Genomic DNA, 25,151 nt, shown 5'->3' on the forward strand with positions numbered 1-25,151 from the left:
TAGCACATAACGTTATGAACAGATAAAATAAATATATTTTTATGGTTCTTATATGATTAGGATACTGTAGGGATTTTTGTTAGGAGGAAGAAATGGTGAGCTCAAAATATATGATTGGTGTAGACATTGGGACAACTAGTACAAAATCAGTTCTATTTTCTACTGATGGATCTGTTATTGCAAGTCATGGAATTGAATATCCTTTATATTCTCCTACACCTGAAATAGCAGAACAAGACCCAGAAGAAATTTTTCGTGCAGTAATAAATACGATTAAAGAAACTATACAATCAAGTAGTGTACAGCCAAGTGATATTCTTTGTGTCTCTTTTAGCTCGGCAATGCATAGTATCATTGCCGTAGATGAAAAGGGAGAGCCGTTAACGAGATGTATCACTTGGGCAGATAATAGAAGTGCAAGCTGGGCGGAGAAAATAAAGAATGATATGAATGGTCATGAAATTTACCTTCGTACTGGGACACCAATTCATCCGATGTCACCACTTTCGAAATTAGTTTGGCTACAGAATGAGCAGGCAGAGTTATTCGCAAAAAGTTATAAATTCATTTCTATTAAAGAATATGTTTTTTACAAGTTATATAAAGAGTATGTAATTGATTATTCTATAGCGTCAGCAACAGGGATGTTTAATTTGAAATCTTTAAAATGGGATGACGAGGCTTTACATGTTGCGGGAATTACAGATGAAAAGCTTTCAAAGCTTGTTCCAACAACGCACAGTTTAACAGGATTAGATGAAGAGCTTGCCAAAGAGATGAATGTACTTGTTTCTACGCCTTTTGTAGTAGGAGCGAGTGATGGAGTCCTATCCAATTTAGGTGTAAATGCAATTGATCCTGGTGTTGTGGCTGTTACAATTGGTACAAGCGGTGCGATACGTGCTGTAACAAATCGTCCTGTAACAGATCCAAAAGGTAGAATTTTTTGTTATGCGTTAACTGAAGACCATTGGGTAATCGGTGGACCAGTGAATAACGGCGGTATGATTTTCAGATGGGCTCGTGACCAATTGGGTACTTCAGAGATTGAACTTGCGAAGCGTTTAGGGAAAGATCCATATGAAGTACTTACTGAAATAGCAGCAAAAGTGAATCCTGGATCTGACGGTTTATTGTTTCACCCGTATTTAGCAGGGGAAAGAGCTCCTTTATGGAATGCAAATGCACGAGGATCTTTCTTTGGACTCGGATTGCATCATAAGAAAGAACATCTTATCCGTGCTGTTTTAGAAGGAGTAATTTATAATTTATATACGGTTCTTCTCGCTTTAAAAGAGTTAATTGGCGAACCGAAAAAAATTCAAGCGACAGGCGGCTTTGCAAGGTCGGAGCTTTGGAGACAGATGATGGCGGACATCTTCCATCAAGACGTATATGTTCCGGAAAGTTTTGAAAGCTCTTGCTTAGGAGCTGCAATCCTCGGTTTATATAGTTTAGGTGAAGTAGATACGTTGCATGTAGTTTCTGAAATGGTAGGTGCGAATTTCCACCATGAACCAAACATGGAAAGTGTGGAAAAGTATAAAGATTTAACACCAATCTATATTCGTCTGTCTCGTCAATTGGAAGAAGAATATGAAAGTATAGCAGCGTACCAAAAAAAGTGGGTTTAAAAGCTAGTTACCAAGAAAATATGGTAACGTATAAAGAGGTACTCCGATTTTTTAGGATACTCTTTCAACATAAAATATTTTAAGAAGCATGATGAACGAAAAATATAGGGAGAGAGGGTTATGAAAATGAAGGATAACAAAGAGTTTATTGGATATGTTGGAACTTACACGAAAGAAAATAGCGAAGGAATATATAAATTTACGCTAGATGTAGAAGCAAAAAAAATTAGTAATGTAACACTTGCCGCTAAGCTGGATAACCCTACATATGTAACGATTAACCGAAATAATGAATATCTCTATTCCGTTGTTAAGGAAGGCGAATCTGGCGGTGTAGCTGCGTATTCCATTGATAGTCATACTGGAGAACTAAAAGCGAAAAATAGACAAGTAGTAGAAGGTGCTTCTCCTTGTCATATTAGTGTTGATAGTGGAAATCATACAGTAGTTACAGCGAATTACCATAAAGGAACGATTGAGTCTTTTGAAATAAATGAAGAAAATGGAACTGTAAATCCTGCTTCATCTATTATGGCACATGAAGGTTCAGGTCCGAATAAAGAAAGACAAGAAAAACCACATGCACATTACGCGGGGTACACTCCTGATGAAAAATATGTAGTGGGCGTTGATTTAGGGATAGATAAAATAATTACGTATGAAGTAAAAGATAGTACATTAACAGAAGTGAATCGTTTATCTGTAAATCCAGGAAGTGGTCCAAGACATATTACTTTTCATCCGAATGGAAAGTATGCATATGTGATGACGGAGCTTAGTTCAGAGGTTATTGTGTTAACCTATAATCCTGCAGAAGGATCCTTTACAGAATTACAGTATATTTCTACTGTTCCAGAAGAGTTTGATGAAAATAATCAAGGAAGTGCGATTCATATTTCTTCTGACGGCCGTTTTGTATATGCAGGTAATCGTGGTCATAATAGTATCGCTGTTTATAGCGTAGATCAAAATTCAGGTCAGCTTACATTTGTTGAACACACATCTACAGAAGGAAATTGGCCAAGAGACTTTGTATTAGATCCTACTGAAAAGTTCCTTGTTGCTACAAATGAAAAGTCACATAATCTTGTGTTATTTTCAAGAGATGAATCTACAGGTAAGTTAACACTTTTACAATCTGATGTTGCTGTGCCAGAGCCTGTTTGTGTGAAGTTTGTAAATGTTTAAGTTGTGTTCGATATAATTTCATAAACTCAGAAAATAATAAAAAGCAAAGCGTTTGCTTTTTATTATTTCTTTTTCGGTCTACGTACTAATTGTCCGATATAGTTTCATCAACTCAGAAAATAATAAAAAGCAAAGCGATATCGCTTTGCTTTTTATTATTTCTTTTTCGGTCTACGTACTAATTCGCCGCCGCAGTTTGGACAAACGTTATGTCTTTCTTCTGTACATGGTGCGCAAAATGTACATTCATATACACAAATGTATGCTTCAGAATTTTGTTCGAGCGATTGATCGCAAATTTGACAGTTTGTTTTCATTTCTAGTGCCATAATAAGTCTCCTTTTTAGTTAGAAAATTTATAATTCAATTATAATTCATTAAATAGAAATAGTCCTTTTCAATTGAAAGGAAATCGAATGATAAAGTTATGAATTGAAACGAAAGATGCTGGTTTATTTTAAAATTGATTATTTATTACAGTTGGAATATTATGAAATAGTCAAAAGACAACAGGGGGTATAGATTTTGACTAATCATAACGATCATTTAAAAGCAAACTGCGAAAAATGCTTCGGTCTATGTTGCGTTGCATTACCGTTTGCAGCATCGGTAGATTTTGCAGTGAATAAAGATGGTGGTAAACCGTGTTCCAACTTACAATCAGATTTTAAATGTAGTATACATAAAAATCTTAGAGGAAAAGGTTATAAAGGTTGTACAGTATTTGAATGTTTCGGTGCTGGGCAGAAGATTTCTCAGGGTACGTTTAAAGGGATTGATTGGAGGGAAGATGCAAAGCATGCAAGAAAAATGTACGATGCTTTTCCGGTTATGCATCAACTTCATGAAATGCTTTGGTATTTGAATGAAGCGATTCTTTTAAAGGCAACACAGCCAATTCATAAAGAGCTGGAGACCGCAATTGAGGAGACAGATCGACTTTCGAATTTAAATCCAGATGAGTTAATGAAAATAAATGTTCCAATGCATAGGGCAGAGGTGAACATTCTTCTTTTAGAAACGAGCGAATTAGTATGGAAGGAAATGAATACTGCGCGTAAGAAACGAATCATTCACCGCGGAGCAGACCTTATGGGAGCGAATCTGAAAAAGAAAAATTTACAAGGTGCAAATTTAAGAGGAGCTTACTTAATTGCGGCTAACTTAAATGGTGCAGATTTAAGAGGAGCAGATCTCATCGGAGCAGATTTGCGAGATGCAGATATTCGCGGGGCTGATTTTACTAATAGTATTTTTCTGACGCAAGTTCAAGTTAATGCTGCTAGAGGGGACAAACATACGAAATTACCGAAATTATTGTCTCGTCCATCGCATTGGAGTGCGTAAAGAGTGAGGAGTATTTAGTGTGGATATATTTCAGTATTTAGAAGAGATGCAAGAGGATGTCTTTTCGTTAGCAGTAGAGCAAATAGAAGCGAAGTATTATGATATTTGTTGCATGTTGGCGTCTACAGAATATGCAGAACGAATTAAAGTAATTGATGTAGAGTCATATAAGGTAAGTATTCGAGTAGGTTTGGATGCAGCTGTAGAAATGGCTACTAATGAAGAAGCAAAAGCGATTTATTTTGAGTATGACCTTGATAACGAGTGGACTAGTCAGTTTTATATTTGTGAGGAGTATGCTCCACTTGAAGAAGAGGATGATGATTGGGCTTCTGAATGGACATATGATGTTGAGGGACCGGAGTCTGTAGAATTAGCGGATATGTATAATGAAAATGGCTTTGACACAAGTGAAAAAGCAATTGGTATCACTTTATATTTAATTGCTAAAACGCTGTGTAGTTTTATAAGTGTACGTAGTGAAGTGCAAAATAATATACCGATTTGTATTGGTTTTCACGACCAAGATCCAATAATGCGAACAGGCAGAGACTAAGAATCTCTGCCTGCTTTTTATTTCTTTTCAAAAGTAGTAATGAAAACGCTACATATAATAAGAATACCACCAATAAAAAAGTTACTATTTAATGTTTCATTTAATAAGAGCCAACCAAGTAACGATCCAACGATAGGTTGGAAGAAGAAAAATAAGGAACCTATGCTTGCATCCAGTAATTCTAATCCTTTATTCCAAAGGAAAAAGGCACCTGCTGTTGAGACGATTCCTAAGTATAATACGCCTAATATTACGTACGTATTTACTGTTCCGATAGAGGCCGCTTGTAGCTCCCATATCATAAAAGGTGTAATAAAAAAGAGTGAAAAGAAAATTGCGTACGTTGTAATAACTAAGGATGAAAATTGGATTGAAGCGATTTTTACATAAATAGATAGTAAAGCCCACGTAATAGCGGCTCCAACTAAAATGATTGTTCCAATAAAATAGGAGCCAATTTCAATATCCCATCCGATTACGATAATGACACCGATTGTCGCTATTATAGTAGATAAAAGTCTACGAGCAGTTAGTTTTTCTTTCAAAATGAGCGCTGCAAATATAACCATAAATGCAGGTGTAGCTGATGTAACTAACGAGCCTGTATGAGCGTCGGATAATTTTGTTCCGATAAATTGGCATGTGATCGAAATGAAATAGCCGATAAATCCAATCCAAGCGAATAGGAGCCAATCTTTTTTGCGAATGGTTACTTTTTTCTTTTGCTTTTTCTCAGCTAGTTTCAAAATGCCATATAAAACAACAAAAGCGATAATAAAGCGTAGCCAAACGAGTGTTAGTGGTGGAATGAAATCGAGTACGTATTTGCTAACAACATACATACCGCCCCATATACTTGCTGCTAGTGATAAGCATATAGCTCCTAAAATGGTTTGTTTCATTTGAAGTACCTCCGTCTATTTTTAGGGTAATATGAGTTCCCTAAGACGAGGCATAGTGTATGTGTTATAAGCCCGTCTTAGTTTATAGACGGCCTACAGGTTGATCGTTTTCGAATGAAGTGTTGTAGTACATGAGTGCATTCCTCCTTCATAATTTTATAATGATATTATAACTTAATTTTCTGATTATTGGAGAGTGTTATGAAATATATCGTTATAAAATCACATGTTAGCAATTATCCTAATCCAATTCGCTTAGAAGAGGGGGATGTAGTGAAAATGATAGAGAGTTACGCTGGTCCTGAAAATTGGGAAAACTGGATGTTTTGTCACGAAGAGAAATATGACCGGAAAGGATGGGTTCCGGAGCAAATTATAAGAAAAGATATGAATGGAACGGGAATTATTATAAAACAATATACTGCGAAAGAATTAAATGTGAGTATTGGAGAAAGATTGATCGGATTAGAAGAATTGAATGGATGGGTTTGGTGCGAAGGAAGAGATGGTGAGAAGGGCTGGGTACCGAAGGAAAACTTACAAAAATATTAATAATAATATTTGACCGATAATTAGGAAACATATTTTTGCTTATGAGTATATTGGTTGTAGGATAAAAAGTAGATTAATAGAGAAAGAGGAGGAGATTATTATAACTACAACCGTTATTTCGCATTTTTACAATGAAGAGTATTTATTGCCATGGTGGCTTATGCATCATACGAAACTTTTTGATCATGGTATTTTAATTAATAAAGGTTCAACAGATCGTTCCGTTGAGATTTGTAAAAAATTCGCACCGCATTGGGAGGTGCGAGATTCTGTAAATCCAGAGTTTGATGCATATGCGACAGATCATGAAGTGATGAGGATAGAACAAGAAGTACAAGGATGGAAAATGATTTTAAATACGACTGAGTTTCTTTGCGTGCAAGATAAAAATCAGTTTTGGAAATCGCTACATGAATTGGGGGGGAGGATGTATTGGCTGGACGGGCTTATTATGGTTGATGATCCTAACTGCAACTATCCTGACCTTAACTTTGGAATACCTTTAATGAAACAGCGATTTCATGGTTATTTACCAGAAGATTGGCCGTTATGGAGAAGAGGTAGATTTATTCATAATCATGAGCATGGAAGTTATACGGTTGGAAGACATTTATCTGCGCATGAATCGATGATTTATCCACCTCTTGCTTGTATATTATGGTTTGGGTTTAGTCCGTGGAACGATGTGATGAGAAAGAGAAAGTTACAAATTGGTCCGACTCTTTCTGAAGCTAGTAAGCATGGGGGAATGGGGACGCACCATATTATTACGCCGGAAAGATTAGAAGAATGGTATAAGGAATTAGCGAGAGGAACGAAGGATTTACGTTTTAGTGACGTATATCGTTATGTTTTTGTATAAATGATTCCCACCATAAAATTGTTTCTTCTATTCCTGTATTTAAATCGTATGTTGGTTTCCAGTTTACTTCAGTTTTTAAACGTTCTACACTAACGCCGACGAATAAAGGTTCATCTTTAGAGAAAGGAATCGCGTCTAGTTTAATTAAATGTTCTTTTCCTATCTTTTTAGCGATGATAGAAGCTAGTTCTTTAATTTGTACAGATTGACCTGAAGCGATATTGATGGTGCCTGTAACGCCATGTTCTAATACTGTTACGAGAGCGTCAGCGACGTCACTCACATGGAGGAAATCTCTCGATTGTTTTCCATGTGTACATAGTGCTTCCTCATTTTTTAATAAGGAAGTGATAATGTTAGAAACGAGCCGATTACCTTGTTCGTGAGGTCCATACATATGAAAAATGCGGCCCCAACACATGCTGAGGCCTGTTTGTTGTGCATACGTTTCTAGCCAGGAGTGCAGTGCATTTTTACATAAAGAATACGGGGTTTTATAGGAAAGGAGCGGTGAATCTTCAAATAATACGCCGTTAAACCATTCGTACTCTGCGCCAGTACCTGCAACGACAACACGCTTTCCGCCGCATGTTGTGAAGTGTTGAATCAATGAAATACTAGACTTTAGCCAATAGTAATTATTAATAGATACATAGCATGCTGGTGGCACTGCTTCCCAAGCAAGGTGAATGAGATGGCTAGGCTGAACATCCGAAATGAATTGTTTTACTTCGTCATCGCGAAGCAAGTTTACTTTATGCCAATGGCAAGGGAGGTGAGAGGGGTTATTTTTATTATACGTGGCGTGCACTTCATATCCCTTTTGTATAAGTGAATGTACAACATATTTACCTATCCAGCCACTACCACCTGTTACAACAACTTTCTTCATGGCTCGATCACCTCAACTTCTGGAACCGTCACTAAAAATTTACCGCCCCATTCACGAATGAAAGAGCATTCTTTCATAATTTCGTCTTTCAAATTCCAAGGAAGTATGAAAATGTAATCCGGTTTTGTACGTTTAATTTCTGCTGGAGATTTTACTGGAATACGAGTTCCTGGTAAAAGGAGATTTTGTTTGTGAGGATTTTTATCTACTGTATAAGCTAGAAATTCTTTACCTATCCCGCAATAATTCAAAAGGGTGTTTCCTTTAGCTGGAGCACCGTAACCGATAATTTGTTTGTTTAAAACTTTCGCTTCAATAAAAAACTTTAAAATATTTATTTTCAATTGTTCGATGCGTTTAGAAAAAAGGAGATAGTAATCTAAAGTATCTAACCCGTGGTCGACTTCTTTTTGAATTAATTTTGTAACATTGGAATGGATAGTTGATTGGGCATTTAGATGGTTTACAAAAATCCGTAAGGAACCACCATGCGTTGAAAGTTCTTCTACATCAACAATTTGTAAATGATGATAACTTAAAACTTTTTGAAGGCTTATAAGTGAGAAGTAGGAGAAGTGTTCATGGTAGATGGTATCAAATTGGTTAAAGGATATAAGGTTTAATAAGTGCGGGAATTCAATTGTTATCGTGCCATCACGTTTTAATAGTGTTTTTAAACCAGCGACAAAATCATGCAAGTTCGGAACGTGTGCTAATACGTTATTTGCGACGATTAAATCAGCTTGTGGCAATTTTTTTGCTAAGTCATTACTGAAAAAATTTACATGAGTAGGAATTCCTTTTTTGATAGCAATTTCTGCTACGTTTTTCGCGGGTTCAATTCCCAATGTCTCGATATTTTCTTTTTTAAAGTATTGTAATAAGTACCCATCGTTACTTGCGATTTCAATCACTTTTGAATGTTTCGTTAAGTTGAAACGCTTAATCGCCATTTCTACGTATTGTTTAGCGTGTAGTAGCCAACTTGAGGAGTAAGAGCTGAAGTATAAATAGTTATGAAAAATATTTTGTGGGGATTCAAATTCATCTAGCTGTACGAGTAAACAAGAGTTACAAACAAATGTGTGCAGCGGATAAAAAGGTTCCATTTTATATGAGCTTTCAGGAGCTACAAATGAATTAGCAAGAGGGGAAACGCCCAAATCTAAAAAAGTGTTGGTTAGTAATGAGTGGCAAAAACGGCATTTTTTCTGTTCCATTTTATAGCCCCCTTATAAATTTTTGAATGCATCGATTTGTTGTCGTGTGAAAGATTCTATATTTTCACCAGATGCATATTTTTTGTACCAATCAACAGTCCAAGCGATAGCATCATCTGTTGATAACTTAGGAGTCCAGCCGAGTTTATTTACTGCTTTTGTACTGTCGAGTGTTAAAACAGGTGATTCATAAGGAGTATTTGTAGAGGAGGAAATGATTGTTAGTGGGTTATTCCATAATTTTATTACAGATTCAATGACATCATGAACGGTTCTGTTAGGTTCATTCATTGGGCCGAAATTCCACGCTTCTGCATATTTATCATCATTCCAAAGTTTCTCAGCTAAAAGGATATAGCCATGTAGAGGATCTAAAACATGTTGCCACGGACGGACGGCATATTTGTTTCGAATATACAAAGTATGATTGTGCAAATATGCCCGAATGATATCAGGGAATAATCGATCTTCTGCCCAATCACCACCGCCGATGACGTTACCAGCTCTGACTGAGGCGAGTTTCTGGGTATTAGTGCGGAAGAATGATTTTTGATAGGATGTTGCCACTATTTCAGCGCAAGCTTTACTAGCGCTATAAGGGTCGAAACCTCCTAGTCGGTCATTTTCCACGAACGCTCGGTCGCCACTACTGTCATTCTCATAACATTTATCGCTTGTCACATTAATAATGGCACGTACGCTTTCGACGGACTTTGCTGCTTCTAGCACGTGGACAGTACCTAAAACATTCGTTTTGAATGTATCGATAGGATTTTTGTATGAAGCGGTTACGATTGGCTGAGCTGCTAAATGAAATATTATGTCAGGTTTATGCTGCTTCATGGCATGAAATAAAGAATGGTAATCTGTAATATCGCCTTTCATTGTCGTGCACTCTTTTGCTACGTTACCTTGTTCAAAAATGTTAGGAATGGATGGGGGATGAGAAGAAAAGCCTACTACTTCTGCACCTAAAGAACTTAAGAAAAGGGTGAGCCAGGAGCCTTTAAATCCAGTATGTCCTGTAATAAATACTTTTTTCTTATTCCAAAAAGATGATGAAGCCATATTACCAAACCTTCCACGGAGCGCTATTACTTTCCCATAGCTCGACTAATTTATTTTTATCGCGCAATGTATCCATCGGATGCCAAAAACCAGAATGTTGATATGCGGTCAATTCATTTTTGTTTACTAACTGAACTAAAGTGTCTGTTTCAAAAACAGACTTATCTCCACTAATGTAATTGAAAACTTCAGGATTTAAAACGAAAAATCCACCGTTAACCCATCCGCCATCACCTAATGGTTTTTCTTGAAAAGATGTTACAGACTGTTTATCTAATATGAGAGAACCAAATCTACCAGGAGGTTGTACGGCAGTAACAGTAGCCATTTTTCCATGTTTTTTATGGAATGTAATAAGTTCTTTTATATTTACATTACTTAATCCATCACCATAAGTGAGGCAGAAAGGTTCGTCTCCGACATAATTTTGAATCTTTTTCACTCGGCCACCCGTTTCGGTATTTACACCAGTATCGATTAGTGTAACTTTCCATGGTTCTACACGATGAGAATGGCTAGTAATTGTATTATCGTTTAACTGTATTGTGAAATCAGACATGTGTAAGTTGTAATTTAGAAAGAACTCTTTAATTGCATATCCTTTATAGCCTAAGCAAATAATAAACTCAGTAATTCCGTAATGACTATACAAACTCATAATGTGCCATAGAATGGGTTTTGTTCCAATTTCAATCATAGGTTTCGGTTTTAAATGTGTTTCTTCCCCAATTCTTGTACCGTACCCACCAGCAAGAATAACAGCTTTCATTTTTTCCTCCTAAAATAAAAATTTATTATTTATACAGTATTCATGTTTTATGCAAATGAGATTGTTTTTGATTAAGTGAATGAAAATGTTTGAGGTGATGACGATGCAGAAAGTATTACGGTTTGAATTTTGGGAATAATTCTTGATATTCAGGGTTATGACGGAGGTCTTGTGTTAGGTTACTAAGCTCTAAAAAACGTATGTCCAGTACTTCAGGAGATTGACCGTAATGTGTTTGAAGTCCCATTTGAACACCCCTTTTTGAAAGGGTAGGTGTAATTTGTAATTTTCTTGCCTTTGATTGTTCATTCCAAGGGCTAAAATAAAATTTTAAAATAAATGAAGGATAGTCATAAATTATATATCCGTGCCGCGAATGATGTCTACCAGGTAAATATGCACCGTCTAGATGATTGTGAATAAATCTCCAAGCACATCCGAGATTTGGGTTATAAGGGAAGACACCGTGGTATCGCTGTTCTACTAAGGGGATAGAATATCTAGGCTTTGAATAATTATAATTATGATTATCTATCATTAAAATCATTCTAATCGCATACATGTTTTGGCCTAGTGTATGAAGAGATGAAAAAAATTCTTCAGTATTATTACAACAAAAGAATTCAGTAGTATTTAAAACGATTTTCCAACCTGAAACTTCTCTTTCAATTTCCATCACTTCAATATCAGTATTAGTTGGATCAAACTCAAGAAATCTTGAATTTCGTACTTCCCAGTGGGGTGCTAATAGTTTACAAATCTCTACGGAACGATCTGTAGACCCTCTATTAATTAAAATGCCGTGATCGAATATTTTCGTGTGATGCATAAGCCACCATGGAAGTAGGTATTCTTCATTATAAAAATGAGAAATGATTGTCTTTTTCATATTAATTCCCTCCTATACAAGCAATCATTATTAGTAGGATATGCTTTTAAATAAGAAAGGTTAAAAGTGGCAGATAATGTAGTGATTAGGTAGTAGTTTAGTAATTTTATTGTATAAGTGTAGATTACTCGTATTGAATCATCATAGGAGGAGATTGGAATTTTGTATAAATTGTGAATAATAAACCGTCACGTTTGACTGTACAGTTTATGTATTGTATGATGTAAGTAATATAAACAAGGGGGGAAGATCGTTGGGAAGGTGTATCGAATCGGACAGTTGGCTCTCATGGCTCACGTGTCGAAACGAACGATTGATTATTATACGAATCTAGGTATCTTAAAAGCGGAGCGATCTCAATCTAATTATCGCTATTACGACGAAACAGCATTTGAGACATTACAATTTATTGAGAAGTGCAAAGAAATGCATATGCCGCTTTGTGAGATTAAAGAGAAAATCGAGGAGAAGAAGAAGCTGCTCGGTATCAATGAACACGTTTCGAAACAAGTGAATGAAGTGACAGACCATATTCATCGATTAGAAGTGGAGCTTACTGAGTTAAAACCGCTTTTAGATGAATTGACTGATTCACAACGTGAAAAAATATCGAAATCTTTATCAGGTCAAACGACAGCTTTAATACAGACACTTGCTCTATTATTATAGAATAAGTGAAATCCGACCTCTTTAATTTTTGTATCGGGCTATGTTTTCTAACAAACAAATAAGAAAACATTATAGTATACAGGAGGTGGACACCTTAGTTTTTTAACTAAGGGGATTCATTGGAAATATTTAATTTAGTCATGGTTGCGATTTTAATCGCATTTACTGGATTTTTCGTAGCAGCAGAGTTTGCGATTGTAAAGATACGTTCAAGCCGTATCGATCAGCTTGTTGCGGAAGGAAAACGCGGTGCTTTAGCAGCGAAAAAGGTAACAACAAATTTAGATGAATATTTATCTGCTTGTCAATTAGGTATTACAGTTACAGCTATGGGATTAGGTTGGTTAGGTGAACCGACAATTGAAAAGTTATTACACCCGTTATTTGAGAAATGGAACTTAAATCCTTCTATTTCATCAGTATTAACATTTGGTCTTGCTTTTATGATTATGACGTATTTACACGTTGTAGTAGGAGAATTAGCTCCAAAAACGATGGCAATTCAAAAGGCTGAAAGGGTAACGTTATTATTGGCAGGTCCATTAATGATGTTCTATAAAGTAATGTATCCATTTATTTGGGTATTGAACGGTTCAGCTCGTGTGATAACTGGTTTATTTGGTTTAAAGCCAGCTTCAGAACATGAAGTAGCTCATACAGAAGAAGAATTACGTCTTATCCTTTCAGATAGCTATGAAAGTGGCGAAATTAATCAAGCTGAATACAAGTATGTAAATAACATTTTTGAATTTGATAATCGTATTGCAAAAGAGATTATGGTACCGCGAACAGAAATCGTTGGTTTCTACCTGGAAGATTCAGTAGAAGAACACATGAAAGTAATCCAAAATGAGCGATACACACGTTATCCGATTTTTGGAGAAGATAAAGATGATATTATCGGTATGGTCAACGTAAAAGATTTCTTTATTCGATATATGACCGAGGATCAAAAAGATTTATCATCTATTCGCTCGTATATGCGTCCGATTATTGAAGTGATGGAAACGACTCCAATTCACGATTTATTACTTCAAATGCAGAAGAAGCGAATTCCGATGGCTGTTTTATATGATGAGTACGGAGGAACAGCTGGAATTGTAACGCTTGAAGATATCTTGGAGGAAATCGTCGGCGAAATTCGTGACGAATATGATGAAGATGAAGCACCACCAATTCAACATGTGAACGAGCAACATATTATTGTTGATGGAAAAGTGCTTATCTCAGAAGTGAAAGATTTATTTGGATTACACATCGAAGAAGATGATGTGGATACAATCGGTGGATGGATTATGATGCAAAATCATGAAATCGAAGAAGGACAACACGTTGAGGCGGAAGGTTATGAATTTAAAGTGTTAGAAAAAGACGCTTACCAAATTAAACGTGTTGAAATTCGTAAGATGGAACAAGAACAAGAAGAAGAGAAAGCAGCAACTGTGTAAGTTGCTGCTTTTCTTCTAAAGTACAAAAAATGAGAACTTAGGAGCGGATATTTTGATTCAAGAAGCCTTACGTGTATATCGATTACAATTGTATGTGATCTTTAGTGGTTTACTACTTATGTGGACGATTACTCCGTTTGGAAAACAAGTGACAGGGTTCGGTATTGGATTAGCAGTAAGTGCTTATTGTCTTTGGTTATTAGCTCGCAGAGTGGAGAAACTCGGGAAAAGTATCGTAATGAAGGAAAAGGCTCCTGGATTAGGAGTTTTAAACCGATTTGCAGCTGCTATTTTAGGAGCTATCATCATGTATGAAATTGAGCATGAAATGGAAATGTGGGCATTCGGTACAGGTATTTTAGGTGGTCACTTTTTAATGATTGCAAATTTAGCGTACGCAAATATGCAGTTAGTGAAAGAAGAAGAGAAGCAAAGAGAACATGCTTCGAAAAATATAGAGCTATGATGAAAAGGACCTAATCAGGTTCCTTTTTTAGTTTAGCGATATGATACAAGTAATCAAATTAATGACAAATATAATACGCTTCTTTTTTGTGTTTTTCAATAGTATGAAAAATAATAAAAAAATTTTAAAAAACCCATCGATTTCTAAAGGTTATGTATGTTATTATGACAAAAGACTTTTTGAAAGAGGTGGATACCAATGTTACAAGCGCTACTTATTTTTGTGCTTCAAATTATTTACGTTCCAATATTAACAATCCGTACGATTTTGCTTGTAAAGAATCAAACAAGATCCGCTGCTGGTGTTGGATTGTTAGAAGGAGCTATTTACATTGTCAGTTTAGGTATTGTGTTTCAAGATTTATCAAATTGGATGAACATCGTTGCCTATGTCATTGGCTTTAGTGCGGGACTGTTATTAGGCGGTTATATAGAGAATAAATTAGCAATTGGTTATATTACGTATCAAGTTAGTTTACTAGACCGTTGTAATGAATTAGTAGATGAGTTACGTCACTCTGGATTTGGCGTTACAGTATTTGAAGGCGAAGGTATTAATTCTATACGTTATCGCTTAGATATCGTCGCAAAGCGTTCTAGAGAGAAAGAGCTTTTAGAAATCATTAATGAAATTGCACCGAAAGCGTTTATGTCTTCGTATGAAATTCGCTCGTTTAAGGGTGGATATTTAACGAAGGCGATGAAGAAAAGAGCGTTAATGAAGAAGAAAGATGAACATGCATCGTAAAAAAGAGGAATAGTGATGCATTAAAAGCGCAGTATAAGTCTAAATGTAAAAGGGAGGAATCTATTTTGATGTAGATTCCTCTCTTTTTTTATGAAAAATATTCATCTGTTAATTCAAAAAAACTAAATCGTATAATTATGTTTTTTACTCATTCTCAAATTAATGATTAGCCATATAATTTGAAAAAATACCGGTATGATAAACGTGATTAATAAAACGATAAGTGATATTGATTTAATTTCAGGTGTTTGAATAACACCAGCACCATCAACATCTCGTAGCCAAATAATAGCGGCCCATATTCCAAAAACGATAATCCAAAATATGTTACCAATCCACCAAGAAATCCATCGTTTTTTCATGTTAGCACCCCCTACATTTATCTACTGTTAAAAGTATATTTTCTTTTGTTACATTTATAATGAAACAACTTTAAAATCAGTTTTTAACTGTATATCTAACTTGTTTGAAGGTTACTATTTCTCCATCATCATCATCGTCTTTCGTTTGTAAAAGTTGAACTTTTGGTTTGTAGTCCGTCCTATGAGCGTGTTCGATATCTTTAATGTTAAGTTTGTAGGATTCACCATTTTTTAGTTTTTGTTCCAACACTTTTTTATTAGCAACATAAATAAAAGTTACTTTATTTTCATCAATGCCTTTAGTTTTAATTTCTAATTCATTGTCTTTTGCTGTAATCGTTGGTGTTAATAATTCCATACTGCCTTTCCCGCTTTCTAAAGAATTCTCTGCTATAGTTGAACATCCTGATAATATGATTCCAGTGAATAGAAGAACAGCTAATTTCTGTTTCATAACATCCCTCAATTCCATGTGATTTTTGATTTTTGTATTGCTAGATTACTAGTGCGGAGCGTAAATGTTTAGTTAGTACCCTCTTAATTGTACCATAATATGTAAAATGAAACAGGAGGTATATCCAATTTAAGGGAGAATGAAAAATTTACTGATTTTTGTAAATTCGTATATTTTAGCTTCTATTTCAATCGAAATGTAGACGAGAGAAAGAAATTTTTTATAGAAATTATAATTTTTACATTTTACAATAATGATAGGGAATAGATGAATTCATTTACTTCGGAGGTAGTTATTTGAACATTAATGAGAAGGCAATTGAAATGTTTGAACAAAATAAATATGAGGAAGCAATGGAACTGTTTCAACAAGCAGTACATGAATCTAGAGACGTACAATCTCTCAATAATCTGGCTTGGATGTACTTTTATGAGGAAGAGAATGATGATAAAGCTCTTGAATTAATAAGAGAAGTTGTTAAGTTTAATCCTTCTTCATACTTTCCTTATAACATCTTAGGGGACATTTACATGAAACAAGAAAAATGGACAGAAGCGAAAGAAGCATTACAAAAGTCTATTTCGATTCAACCATCAGATGAAGCATATCATAATGTAGCTGTAGCGCATTATAACCTTGGAGAGCTGGAAAAAGCTTCAGACTTTTTCTTGCGAGTTGCAGGGGATTCGGACTATATCATGTATAGCTATGTAAAATGTTTAATTGATTTAGAACGAACGACAGAAGCAAAAGAGAAGTTAGATACTTTTAACAGGGAATCTGATAATTTTTTAGGGGAAATTAATGTAGCAGATTTATATGTTGAGTTGAATTGCTATAAAGAAGCAATTGAATGGTTCGAAAAGGGATATAAAGAATGCTGGAAAAGTCCTAATTGGATTGGTAGATTTGTGTATGCTCTATATAAAACGAATAATTTCTCCCGTATAAATGAAGTTATACGGGAATGTATCGAAGCGAAAACAGCAGAAATAGAAGATGTTCAGAATGAAGAAGTAGAAGAAAACTGGACAGAAAATGATAAGAAAGAGTTAATTGAGGAATATACAGAAGAGAATAATTGTTATAAAACAATGGTAGAACGTATCAAATCTGGATACGTTCCAGGATTAGAGTTTGAAACTGATTATATAGGGGCTTGCTATTTATTTGGTTGTAAAAGACATAATCACCTTGAATATGAAAAATAAAAAGATTCGACTGTCAAAGATGATGGTCGAATCTTTTTCGTTATAGGTCGCTTGTATTACATAGGTGTATATCCTCTTTAGAGGCCACTTTTTTTATATTCAAAATATGTAGTGAAATAAAACCAATAAGTCCTATTCCGCCAAAAATAAGCCATGGTGTATACATTCCGCTTAAGTTGGATGTAAAAGATGTACCGGTATAATTACCAATGATAAAACCAAATGCGAGTGATAGTTGATAAAATCCGAAGAAAGTGGCTGTATATGATTCATTACTGTAATTTGCAATAGTGATATCAGCGTTAGGTAATACGAGTGTTTCACCGATTGTAAATAAAATTACACAAATAAAGAGCCAATATGGGTGTTGAAATAAAGGAATGAGTAAAAAGGAAATACTCATTAATAAAACACCGTATTTAATAATTGAAAGTGTGTTGTATTTGTGGAATAATTTTCGGAATAATACCATAAATATGACGCCTGTTATCGCATTTATCGTAATAACGAGTGTAGCAAGTTGATTGCTACTACTAATGTTTTTCATATGAAGTGGAAGTGCGACAGTAAGTTGAGTAAACATAATATAGAAGAAAATCATGATAAAGGAAAACAGAAGGAAAGACTTGTTTTGTAAGATGGCCTGTATTCCTAATGTAATAGACGTGTTTTCAGTAGTGACTTGGAAGTGATTTTTAAGTAAGTAAAAGATAAAAGCGAATAACAGCATAAGTGATCCTGTTAGAGAGAAGGCATAGATTGGATCAAGTAAGAGTAAGAACCCTCCTGCAATTGGTCCGATTATTGCACCGCAATTAAAGCTAAGGTTTAAATATGTAAATAAATTTTTTCTCAAATGAGCTGGTTGTGAACCGAATATGGCGCGCGCAGCAGGTTCGTAAAATGCAGTTCCGAAGCCAATAAGTGCAGAAGAAATAGAAATTGTATAGAAATCAGAGCATATTCCTAAAGCGATAAATCCGATTCCTCTCAAAAATAAACCGGCTATCATCATAATGATATAGCCTATTTTGTCAGCAATTAACCCTGAGAATAATGGGATAACTCGTGATGTAATTGTCATAACCGTCAACACTGTTCCTACTTGGACAGCAGAAAAATGAAGAAAGGTTAATAGATAAATAGCTAAAAATGCGTATACTGCAAAATACCCAAAAGACATAAAAAATGAAGAAATAAGCATGAAACGTATCGGTGTTGAGAAACTTTTCATAGAAATCCTCCTAATTATGTAACCAGTAAAATTATTTGATGGTTAACTATTTTATACTATAATTATACATAAAGTCAGAAAAAAGTAAATTTTAAGAAGAAGGTGGATCGAATTGAATCAAAACGCTCCAAATGAACTAGAATATATTCGGGAATTTTTAAATACATGGAGAATACCAAACGATACGAGAGAGCCAATTGATTTGCTGCAAACAGAAGAAGACATAAAGCTTTTTATGAAAGAATATTTTGATGAAGAGTTTCCATTTCATACGATAGAGGAATTAAGAGGTTTTCGAGAAGATATTCGGATGACAATTGAAGGCGAAGGATCATTGCAAAAATGGTTAGAGAAATACCCATTTCATGTACATATAAAGGATGATATGAAAGGTATTACATATGAACCGGTATATGAAGAGAATGTGTATACAAAAGTGTTAAGCATTGTGTTAATGTCAATTCAAGAAAATGTATGGGGAAGGTTAAAAGCATGTCCAGATTGTCGCTGGGTATTTTATGATCATTCGCGAAATGGAAGTAAAAGATGGTGCGGTATGTATGCTAGAGAAGAAGGAGGAAGAGCATGCGGTACGATTGCGAAAGTGAAAAACTACCGGGCGAAGAGAAAAGGGCGATCTGGTTATGATATGTAATTAATATTAGAGAAAGAAAAATGGATGGGGGAATGTAGAATATGAAAGGTACGCAAATGTTAGCTTTAAATAAAAAGTGTTGGGATACAGTTGCACCTTATTTCTTTCAAGTGGATTGTTTACCTAAATATGGTCCGTATACGGCGTCTGAAGATGAGATTCGTTTGTTCGATTCAATCAGAAAGAAAAAGGTTCTTGATATTGGCTGTGGAAGTGGGCATTCGTTGCAATATATGGCGGAACAAGGGGCAGAGGAATTATGGGGGCTTGATCTTTCGAGTACACAAATTGAAATAGCGAATAAGACGTTAAAGGATTGGAATCCAAAGTTAGTATGCGGAGCAATGGAAGAAGAAGGCGATATTCCGAAAGGATATTTTGATATTGTATATTCCATTTATGCATTAGGTTGGACTTCGGATTTAAGAAAAACGTTGGAACTGATTTATTCATATGTAAAGCCAGGGGGAAGTTTTATTTTTAGTTGGGAGCACCCGGTATATTCAAACTTACAGTATGGTACGGAAGAAGTTGCTATAAAGTCTTCTTATCATGAGGAAACGCCCATTACGTTTGAAACATTTAAAGGAGAAAATGTACAAGCGACATTATATAAGAGAAAAATAAGTACATACATAAATGAGTTAAATAGAGTGGGATTTAAAATTGAGAGAATAGAAGAGCCTGAACCATCAAGCTCGTTTGATGGAGAACTAGCTGAGCCGTCTACGAAGTATTATTCTTTATATAAAGCTAGAATGGTGCCGACTACTTTTATTATTAAAGCTAGAAAGTAAAGTGTTTTTATAAAAGAAGCCTATGATTTCAAATAGATGAAATCATAGGCTTCTTTATTTTAAAAAAATGAGGTCAAAAGTGTACTTTTCTTATAAAAATGCATTTCATATAAAAGGTGTAATTATTTTTGGGAAGGGGGATTGTTGTGCGTCATCATAGAAAGTGCAAAAAATTTGGAGTGGCACTGCCTCTTCCGCTTATAGGAGCAACGGGTCCGACAGGTAATAGTGGTCCAATCGGTCCAACTGGAGGGCATGAAGGTCCTGTTGGTCCTACAGGGGTGACTGGACCGACGGGAGCAACTGGGCCCCAAGGTCCTCAAGGTATCAGGGGAATACAAGGTCCCCAAGGGACAACAGGAGCACAAGGAATACAAGGGGCTATTGGTGATACAGGAGAGCAAGGTATAACTGGTCCGACTGGTCTCCAAGGTGCTCAAGGATTAATCGGTAACCAAGGTCTAATTGGTGATATTGGAGTACAAGGATTAGAAGGAATACAAGGAGCAACGGGTCCTGCTGGTAGTCAAGGTATACAAGGCACACAAGGAATACAAGGGGAAATAGGCGAGCGAGGACAAACAGGGGCACAAGGAATGCAAGGAGAGAGAGGCATAACTGGAGTCTCGGGTGTAACTGGTCCACAAGGCCCTCAAGGTGTTCAAGGAATACAAGGAGAGCAAGGGGCTATTGGTATACAAGGAGAAGACGGCTTCCAAGGTATACAAGGAATTACTGGAGAGGAAGGCCCGCAAGGAGCTCAAGGAATACAAGGGGAAGTGGGTCCAACTGGTTCTACTGGAATGCAAGGTGCCCAAGGTATAAGTGGAATAAAGGGGATAACAGGTGCAATCGGTTTACAAGGACCACAAGGTGTGCAAGGAATACAAGGTATAACGGGAGCAACAGGTTTTCAAGGGATAAAAGGAATAAGAGGTATAACGGGAGCGACAGGTAGTATTGGTACTCAAGGCTCAGAAGGACCACCGGGCGGTCCGACGGGAGTGACCGGTCCAATTGGCCCTTCTAGTGGGGTGACTGGACCAGCTGGCCCACCGGGTCCACCAGGAGGTCCAACAGGTCCAACGGGTGCGACCGGTTCAACAGGTGTAAGCGGAGGGATAGGTCCAATTGGAGGGCAAGGTGTGCAAGGTATAACCGGTCCAACAGGTCATCAAGGTGTAAGGGGAGCGCAAGGTGCCCAAGGTGTAGTTGGAGCAGTTGGAGTACAAGGAGCACAAGGTCCTCAAGGTAACCAAGGTATAACAGGTCCAACGGGTGCAGAAGGTTCTCAAGGAATACAAGGTCCGCTGGGAGTAACTGGTCCAACTGGTGCAGAAGGTCCTAAAGGTATTCAAGGTATTCAAGGTGTGATAGGTCCAACAGGTGCACAAGGAATGGTGGGAATACAAGGGATAGCTGGTCCAGTTGGTGTTACAGGAGCGGAAGGAGCTCAAGGAGCACAAGGAATCCGAGGAGCAACCGGCCCAGCTGGAGCACAAGGAATCCAAGGCGTACAAGGAATTCAAGGGGAAACAGGAGCAGCTGGAACACAAGGTCCTCAAGGTGTTCAAGGGATACAAGGGACTACCGGATTGACAGGTACACAAGGTGCCCAAGGTCCTCAAGGAGTGCAAGGAATAATAGGACCGACTGGAGCTATCGGTTTGCAAGGTCCTCAAGGATTACAAGGAATAATGGGTCCAACAGGAGCGCAAGGAGTGCAAGGAATACAAGGTGTGCAAGGAATTATCGGTCCAACAGGTGCACAAGGAATTAGAGGCCCCCAAGGAAATACAGGGGAAATTGGTATAACAGGACCTCAAGGAGTCCAAGGAGCGCAAGGTAGTCAAGGGCCCCAAGGTCCACAAGGAAATGTTGGAATTACAGGTGCAACGGGTGAAACTGGGGCAACTGGAGCAACCGGGGCAACTGGACCACAAGGTGTGCAAGGAGTGCAAGGGATTACGGGAATACAAGGAATAACGGGAACGACAGGTAATACAGGTGCAACGGGTTCGCAAGGAATACAAGGTATACAAGGAGTTCAAGGTTTGCAAGGCCCAACTGGAGCAAGTGGGGTGACAGGTGCTAGTGGTAGTATAGGCCCAGTTGGAGCACAAGGTAGTCAGGGCCCAAGTGGCGTGGTGGGACCGACAGGAGCAACTGGTAGTGCAGGTTCAATAGGTTTCTTTGGAATAGCGGGAGCGACAGGAGCGACTGGTTTACCTAGTGGGGGCGGTTATTTCTTTTCTACTTCAACGAGTACAATTGCAGCGAATGCGTTAATACCAATTAATTCTGGATCTACAGTTTTTGGTTCTGATGTCAGTTTAACAAATGCAACAACTGTAACGTTAAGTACGCCGGGAATTTATTTAGTAAGCTATTATTTTCAAGGTGATCCAACGGCCGGAAATGAAACAATTTCAGTGAGGCTTACTTTAAATGGAACACAAGTCGCAGGGAGTTTTATTTTTTATGTTACAGGAGGTACTTTTATATTAGAACCAGCAGTTTCGAATACGATGGTCATTGAAGTTACTTCTTCAAATGCAACTTTGTCTTTACAAAATGGTCCGTTAGCTATCGGGCATGTAACGACATTATCTGGTGTGATAACAGCTAGTTTAAATGTATTAAAAATAGTTTGATACGTTAGTTATAACGGGGGAGATGCTTGTGAAGAATCAAGATAAGTGTAGTAAGTTTCAAGCACCTATTCCTTTTCCACCGCCAGGTATTACGGGGCCCACTGGTCCAACCGGTCCAACTGGTGCTTTAGGTGGCCCAACTGGACCGCAAGGAATACAAGGCGTACAAGGTCCAATCGGTCCAACCGGCCCACAAGGAATACAAGGAGTGCAAGGGGTGCAAGGAGAAAATGGTCCAACCGGCCCAACTGGTTTAACTGGACCACAAGGTTCTCAAGGTAATCAAGGACCTATGGGAGAACGAGGCCCACAGGGAATACAAGGTGTTCAAGGAATACAAGGAGAAAGAGGTCCGACTGGTCCAACTGGTATTCAAGGGATACAAGGAATTCCTGGCCCAATCGGTCCGACCGGTCCAACAGGAATACAAGGCATACAAGGAATGCAAGGAGAAATCGGTCCAACCGGCCCAACAGGAATACAAGGCATACAAGGAGTGCAAGGGGAAATTGGTCCGACTGGACCAACTGGAAATACTGGTATACAAGGTGTGCAAGGTAATTTAGGAGGTAGTGGTTTACAAGGTGTAACCGGAATACAAGGAATACAGGGTCCGATTGGTCCAACCGGTCCAACTGGTTCTCAAGGAATTCAAGGGGAGCAAGGACCAATGGGTCCACAAGGGGAAACTGGTGTTCAAGGTTTACAAGGTCCCCAGGGAGAAATGGGGCAGGTAGGTCCAACAGGAATACAAGGAATACAAGGAGTGCAAGGTGTAATCGGTCCGACTGGTCCAACCGGTTTACAAGGTGATCCAGGTCCAACCGGCCCAACAGGAGCCACTGGGATAACTGGTCCGACAGGTTCTGCAACTGGCCCGACTGGAGCAACCGGTCCAACTGGTCCACCAGGAGGTCCAACTGGTCCAACCGGTCCAGCAGGATCACCAGGGGGTCCAACTGGTCCGACTGGAGCAACAGGGGCAACAGGAGCGACCGGAGCAACAGGAGCGACTGGAATTCAAGGGGTACAAGGAATACAGGGACCGACCGGAGCAACTGGTGTAACAGGTTTGCAAGGAGTACAGGGACCGATGGGGGCAACGGGTCCAACGGGTGATCAAGGCATTCAAGGTCCACAAGGGATACAAGGAGTAACCGGTCCGGCTGGTCCGCAAGGTCTACAAGGAATCCAGGGACCGGTAGGAGCAACCGGTCCGACTGGTCCACAAGGAGTGCAAGGGGCACAGGGGCCAATCGGTCCAACCGGCCCTCAAGGGATACAAGGCATACAAGGTGAGCAAGGAGTAAGGGGAGCGACCGGTCCAACTGGTTTACAGGGGCTACAAGGAATCCAAGGTCCGAGTGGTTCAACCGGTCCTCAAGGAGTGCAAGGCATACAAGGTCCGAGTGGCATAACAGGTCCAACTGGTCCTCAAGGAATACAAGGTATTCAGGGACCACAAGGAAGTATAGGCCCAACTGGTCCTCAAGGAATACAAGGTGTGCAAGGTCCACAAGGTGTAACGGGTCAGGCGGGTGCAACGGGTCCTCAAGGAATTCAGGGAATCCAAGGTCCAATTGGTCCAACCGGCCCCCAAGGAATTCAGGGGATACAAGGCGTGCAAGGTCCACAAGGCCCAACTGGTCAGGCAGGCCCTCAAGGTCTACAAGGAATAACTGGTCAGGCGGGTCCAACCGGTCCAACCGGTCCAAGCGGCGAGGCGGGAGCAACGGGTCCTCAAGGTCCACAAGGAATTCAAGGACCACAAGGAGCAACCGGTCCAACTGGAGCAACCGGCGAGACAGGAGCAACGGGCTCACAAGGTCCTCAAGGAATCCAAGGTCCACAGGGGATAACGGGTCCGACTGGAGCAACCGGCCCGACTGGAGCAACTGGTCCACAAGGTCCACAGGGAATCCAAGGTCCACAAGGTGTAACGGGTCAGGCGGGAGCAACAGGCCAGACGGGATTGACTGGTGCAACTGGACCGACCGGAATACAAGGCATACAAGGAATAACAGGAGCGACAGGGGGAACAGGAGTAACAGGCCCAACAGGAGCAACGGGTCCAACAGGCTTAACTGGAGCAACAGGATCATCTGCTATATCGACAGGTGGCGGATATTTCTTTTCTACATCAACAAGCACAATTGCAGCAAATGCCAACATCCCAATTAATTCTGGATCCACTGTATATGGAACTGGTGTATCTTTAACTAGTGCTACGACAGTCACAGTAACGACGCCAGGAATATATTTAGTAAGCTACTATTTTCAAGGGGATGCAAATGGTGGGAATGAGACAGTATCTGTTAGATTGCTATTAAATGGAACGCAACTAACAGGGAGTTTTATACAAAACGTAACGACATCAACTGTAGTAATCGAACCAGCCATTTCAAATACACTTCTTGTGAATGTGACGAGTGCCAATTCAACATTAATATTACAAAATGGCCCGTTAGGTGTAGGGCATGTGACTACTATAGCAGGTGCGATTACAGCAAGCTTAAATGTAGTGAGAATTTTATAAAGAATATAAAAAACACAAGGAATGTCTTTGTAAGACACA

General features: G+C 38.2%; 25 protein-coding genes. 15 read left to right on the plus strand and 10 right to left on the minus strand.

Annotation, left to right across the window (positions count from 1 at the left end; all coding sequences use genetic code 11):
• The first annotated feature begins 92 nt into the window (after positions 1-92).
• Together gntK and DN401_RS05245 are read left to right on the plus strand one after the other, a co-directional pair.
• Positions 93-1,634: a gluconokinase gene (gntK, locus tag DN401_RS05240; RefSeq protein WP_100655053.1), complete on the plus strand. Its 1,542-nt coding sequence runs from the start codon at positions 93-95 to the stop codon at positions 1,632-1,634.
• 120 nt (positions 1,635-1,754) lie between these two features.
• Positions 1,755-2,822 (plus strand): lactonase family protein, encoded by a 1,068-nt coding sequence (locus DN401_RS05245; protein WP_000782261.1) that lies wholly within the window; start codon positions 1,755-1,757, stop codon positions 2,820-2,822.
• Between the two features lie 155 nt (positions 2,823-2,977).
• On the opposite strand, the gene DN401_RS05250 is transcribed toward DN401_RS05245, so the two are convergent.
• Entirely contained in the window at positions 2,978-3,151 is a 174-nt protein-coding gene (locus DN401_RS05250; protein WP_001162792.1) for a DUF1272 domain-containing protein, read from the minus strand.
• A gap of 196 nt (positions 3,152-3,347) precedes the next feature.
• On the opposite strand from DN401_RS05250, the gene DN401_RS05255 reads away from it, so the two are divergent.
• Together DN401_RS05255 and DN401_RS05260 are read left to right on the plus strand one after the other, a co-directional pair.
• Positions 3,348-4,169: a pentapeptide repeat-containing protein gene (locus DN401_RS05255; RefSeq protein WP_149287620.1), complete on the plus strand. Its 822-nt coding sequence runs from the start codon at positions 3,348-3,350 to the stop codon at positions 4,167-4,169.
• A gap of 19 nt (positions 4,170-4,188) precedes the next feature.
• On the plus strand, positions 4,189-4,725 hold the full coding sequence (locus DN401_RS05260) for a hypothetical protein (protein WP_000350943.1): 537 nt from the start codon (positions 4,189-4,191) through the stop codon (positions 4,723-4,725).
• A 17-nt stretch (positions 4,726-4,742) separates the two neighbouring features.
• Here DN401_RS05260 and DN401_RS05265 read toward each other — a convergent pair whose 3' ends face one another.
• Entirely contained in the window at positions 4,743-5,627 is an 885-nt protein-coding gene (locus tag DN401_RS05265; protein WP_000814732.1) for a DMT family transporter, read from the minus strand.
• 201 nt (positions 5,628-5,828) lie between these two features.
• Between DN401_RS05265 and DN401_RS05270 the strand changes: the two genes are divergently transcribed.
• Together DN401_RS05270 and DN401_RS05275 are read left to right on the plus strand one after the other, a co-directional pair.
• The gene (locus DN401_RS05270) at positions 5,829-6,179 is read left to right on the plus strand and encodes an SH3 domain-containing protein (RefSeq protein WP_000875284.1); all 351 of its coding nucleotides are present in this window, start codon (positions 5,829-5,831) and stop codon (positions 6,177-6,179) included.
• Between the two features lie 61 nt (positions 6,180-6,240).
• Complete coding sequence (locus DN401_RS05275) at positions 6,241-7,041, plus strand: glycosyltransferase family 2 protein (protein WP_079998819.1); 801 nt, start codon at positions 6,241-6,243, stop codon at positions 7,039-7,041.
• Here DN401_RS05275 and DN401_RS05280 read toward each other — a convergent pair.
• The 5 genes from DN401_RS05280 to DN401_RS05300 all read right to left on the minus strand — a co-directional run bounded on the left by DN401_RS05280 (position 7,010) and on the right by DN401_RS05300 (position 11,879).
• A complete protein-coding gene (locus tag DN401_RS05280; RefSeq protein WP_000758376.1) occupies positions 7,010-7,933 on the minus strand; it encodes an NAD-dependent epimerase/dehydratase family protein in 924 nt (307 codons plus the stop codon). The genes DN401_RS05275 and DN401_RS05280 overlap by 32 nt on opposite strands.
• Positions 7,930-9,153 (minus strand): class I SAM-dependent methyltransferase, encoded by a 1,224-nt coding sequence (locus tag DN401_RS05285; RefSeq protein ID WP_000435779.1) that lies wholly within the window; start codon positions 9,151-9,153, stop codon positions 7,930-7,932. The genes DN401_RS05280 and DN401_RS05285 overlap by 4 nt, the downstream gene beginning before the upstream one ends.
• Before the next feature lie 12 nt (positions 9,154-9,165).
• On the minus strand, positions 9,166-10,221 hold the full coding sequence (gene rfbG / locus DN401_RS05290) for a CDP-glucose 4,6-dehydratase (RefSeq protein ID WP_000168662.1): 1,056 nt from the start codon (positions 10,219-10,221) through the stop codon (positions 9,166-9,168).
• A 1-nt stretch (position 10,222) separates the two neighbouring features.
• A complete protein-coding gene (gene rfbF, locus DN401_RS05295) occupies positions 10,223-10,990 on the minus strand; it encodes a glucose-1-phosphate cytidylyltransferase (RefSeq protein ID WP_000648808.1) in 768 nt (255 codons plus the stop codon).
• Positions 10,991-11,105: 115 nt separating this feature from the next.
• Entirely contained in the window at positions 11,106-11,879 is a 774-nt protein-coding gene (locus tag DN401_RS05300) for a glycosyltransferase family 2 protein (protein WP_000750973.1), read from the minus strand.
• 261 nt (positions 11,880-12,140) lie between these two features.
• Between DN401_RS05300 and DN401_RS05305 the strand changes: the two genes are divergently transcribed.
• The 4 genes from DN401_RS05305 (at position 12,141) to DN401_RS05320 (ending at position 15,209) form a co-directional block, all read left to right on the plus strand.
• Positions 12,141-12,548, plus strand: coding sequence for a MerR family transcriptional regulator (locus DN401_RS05305; protein ID WP_000285639.1), 408 nt, complete (start codon positions 12,141-12,143; stop codon positions 12,546-12,548).
• A gap of 119 nt (positions 12,549-12,667) precedes the next feature.
• Complete coding sequence (locus DN401_RS05310; RefSeq protein ID WP_000402258.1) at positions 12,668-13,996, plus strand: hemolysin family protein; 1,329 nt, start codon at positions 12,668-12,670, stop codon at positions 13,994-13,996.
• Positions 13,997-14,048: 52 nt separating this feature from the next.
• On the plus strand, positions 14,049-14,462 hold the full coding sequence (locus DN401_RS05315; protein ID WP_000613876.1) for an ATP synthase subunit I: 414 nt from the start codon (positions 14,049-14,051) through the stop codon (positions 14,460-14,462).
• A 198-nt stretch (positions 14,463-14,660) separates the two neighbouring features.
• Positions 14,661-15,209 (plus strand): DUF2179 domain-containing protein, encoded by a 549-nt coding sequence (locus tag DN401_RS05320; RefSeq protein WP_000938438.1) that lies wholly within the window; start codon positions 14,661-14,663, stop codon positions 15,207-15,209.
• A gap of 122 nt (positions 15,210-15,331) precedes the next feature.
• Here DN401_RS05320 and DN401_RS05325 read toward each other — a convergent pair whose 3' ends face one another.
• Both DN401_RS05325 and DN401_RS05330 read right to left on the minus strand, forming a co-directional pair.
• On the minus strand, positions 15,332-15,571 hold the full coding sequence (locus DN401_RS05325; protein WP_000747681.1) for a DUF3923 family protein: 240 nt from the start codon (positions 15,569-15,571) through the stop codon (positions 15,332-15,334).
• A 76-nt stretch (positions 15,572-15,647) separates the two neighbouring features.
• On the minus strand, positions 15,648-16,043 hold the full coding sequence (locus DN401_RS05330) for a hypothetical protein (RefSeq protein WP_002041528.1): 396 nt from the start codon (positions 16,041-16,043) through the stop codon (positions 15,648-15,650).
• 278 nt (positions 16,044-16,321) lie between these two features.
• Between DN401_RS05330 and DN401_RS05335 the strand changes: the two genes are divergently transcribed.
• Entirely contained in the window at positions 16,322-17,236 is a 915-nt protein-coding gene (locus DN401_RS05335; protein WP_001024458.1) for a tetratricopeptide repeat protein, read from the plus strand.
• Positions 17,237-17,276: 40 nt separating this feature from the next.
• On the opposite strand, the gene DN401_RS05340 is transcribed toward DN401_RS05335, so the two are convergent.
• Positions 17,277-18,470 carry an MDR family MFS transporter gene (locus tag DN401_RS05340; protein WP_000834867.1) on the minus strand — a complete coding sequence of 398 codons (1,194 nt, stop codon included), beginning with the start codon at positions 18,468-18,470 and terminating at the stop codon, positions 17,277-17,279.
• Between the two features lie 112 nt (positions 18,471-18,582).
• On the opposite strand from DN401_RS05340, the gene DN401_RS05345 reads away from it, so the two are divergent.
• From DN401_RS05345 to DN401_RS05360, 4 genes are all read left to right on the plus strand, one after another.
• A complete protein-coding gene (locus tag DN401_RS05345) occupies positions 18,583-19,125 on the plus strand; it encodes a CGNR zinc finger domain-containing protein (RefSeq protein WP_001072931.1) in 543 nt (180 codons plus the stop codon).
• Between the two features lie 41 nt (positions 19,126-19,166).
• Entirely contained in the window at positions 19,167-19,922 is a 756-nt protein-coding gene (locus DN401_RS05350) for a class I SAM-dependent methyltransferase (protein WP_000679198.1), read from the plus strand.
• Positions 19,923-20,068: 146 nt separating this feature from the next.
• A complete protein-coding gene (locus DN401_RS05355; protein WP_001215797.1) occupies positions 20,069-22,576 on the plus strand; it encodes a collagen-like protein in 2,508 nt (835 codons plus the stop codon).
• A 22-nt stretch (positions 22,577-22,598) separates the two neighbouring features.
• Complete coding sequence (locus tag DN401_RS05360; protein ID WP_149287621.1) at positions 22,599-25,112, plus strand: BC_3345 family exosporium-associated protein; 2,514 nt, start codon at positions 22,599-22,601, stop codon at positions 25,110-25,112.
• Positions 25,113-25,151 lie beyond the last annotated feature (39 nt).

Origin of the sequence: Bacillus sp. BF2-3 (genome assembly GCF_008368795.1) — a bacterium.
Taxonomy (GTDB): Bacteria; Bacillota; Bacilli; order Bacillales; family Bacillaceae_G; genus Bacillus_A; species Bacillus_A cereus.

Excerpts from the sequence above, each read along its gene's own strand:
- gntK (WP_100655053.1), top strand. The coding sequence starts at position 93 with ATGGTGAGCTCAAAATATATGATTGGTGTAGACATTGGGACAACTAGT.
- DN401_RS05245 (WP_000782261.1), top strand. The coding sequence starts at position 1,755 with ATGAAAATGAAGGATAACAAAGAGTTTATTGGATATGTTGGAACTTAC.
- DN401_RS05250 (WP_001162792.1), bottom strand. The coding sequence starts at position 3,151 with ATGGCACTAGAAATGAAAACAAACTGTCAAATTTGCGATCAATCGCTC.
- DN401_RS05265 (WP_000814732.1), bottom strand. The coding sequence starts at position 5,627 with ATGAAACAAACCATTTTAGGAGCTATATGCTTATCACTAGCAGCAAGT.
- DN401_RS05270 (WP_000875284.1), top strand. The coding sequence starts at position 5,829 with ATGAAATATATCGTTATAAAATCACATGTTAGCAATTATCCTAATCCA.
- DN401_RS05280 (WP_000758376.1), bottom strand. The coding sequence starts at position 7,933 with ATGAAGAAAGTTGTTGTAACAGGTGGTAGTGGCTGGATAGGTAAATAT.
- DN401_RS05285 (WP_000435779.1), bottom strand. The coding sequence starts at position 9,153 with ATGGAACAGAAAAAATGCCGTTTTTGCCACTCATTACTAACCAACACT.
- rfbG (WP_000168662.1), bottom strand. The coding sequence starts at position 10,221 with ATGGCTTCATCATCTTTTTGGAATAAGAAAAAAGTATTTATTACAGGA.
- rfbF (WP_000648808.1), bottom strand. The coding sequence starts at position 10,990 with ATGAAAGCTGTTATTCTTGCTGGTGGGTACGGTACAAGAATTGGGGAA.
- DN401_RS05300 (WP_000750973.1), bottom strand. The coding sequence starts at position 11,879 with ATGAAAAAGACAATCATTTCTCATTTTTATAATGAAGAATACCTACTT.
- DN401_RS05320 (WP_000938438.1), top strand. The coding sequence starts at position 14,661 with ATGTTACAAGCGCTACTTATTTTTGTGCTTCAAATTATTTACGTTCCA.
- DN401_RS05325 (WP_000747681.1), bottom strand. The coding sequence starts at position 15,571 with ATGAAAAAACGATGGATTTCTTGGTGGATTGGTAACATATTTTGGATT.
- DN401_RS05330 (WP_002041528.1), bottom strand. The coding sequence starts at position 16,043 with ATGGAATTGAGGGATGTTATGAAACAGAAATTAGCTGTTCTTCTATTC.
- DN401_RS05340 (WP_000834867.1), bottom strand. The coding sequence starts at position 18,470 with ATGAAAAGTTTCTCAACACCGATACGTTTCATGCTTATTTCTTCATTT.
- DN401_RS05350 (WP_000679198.1), top strand. The coding sequence starts at position 19,167 with ATGAAAGGTACGCAAATGTTAGCTTTAAATAAAAAGTGTTGGGATACA.
- DN401_RS05360 (WP_149287621.1), top strand. The coding sequence starts at position 22,599 with ATGCTTGTGAAGAATCAAGATAAGTGTAGTAAGTTTCAAGCACCTATT.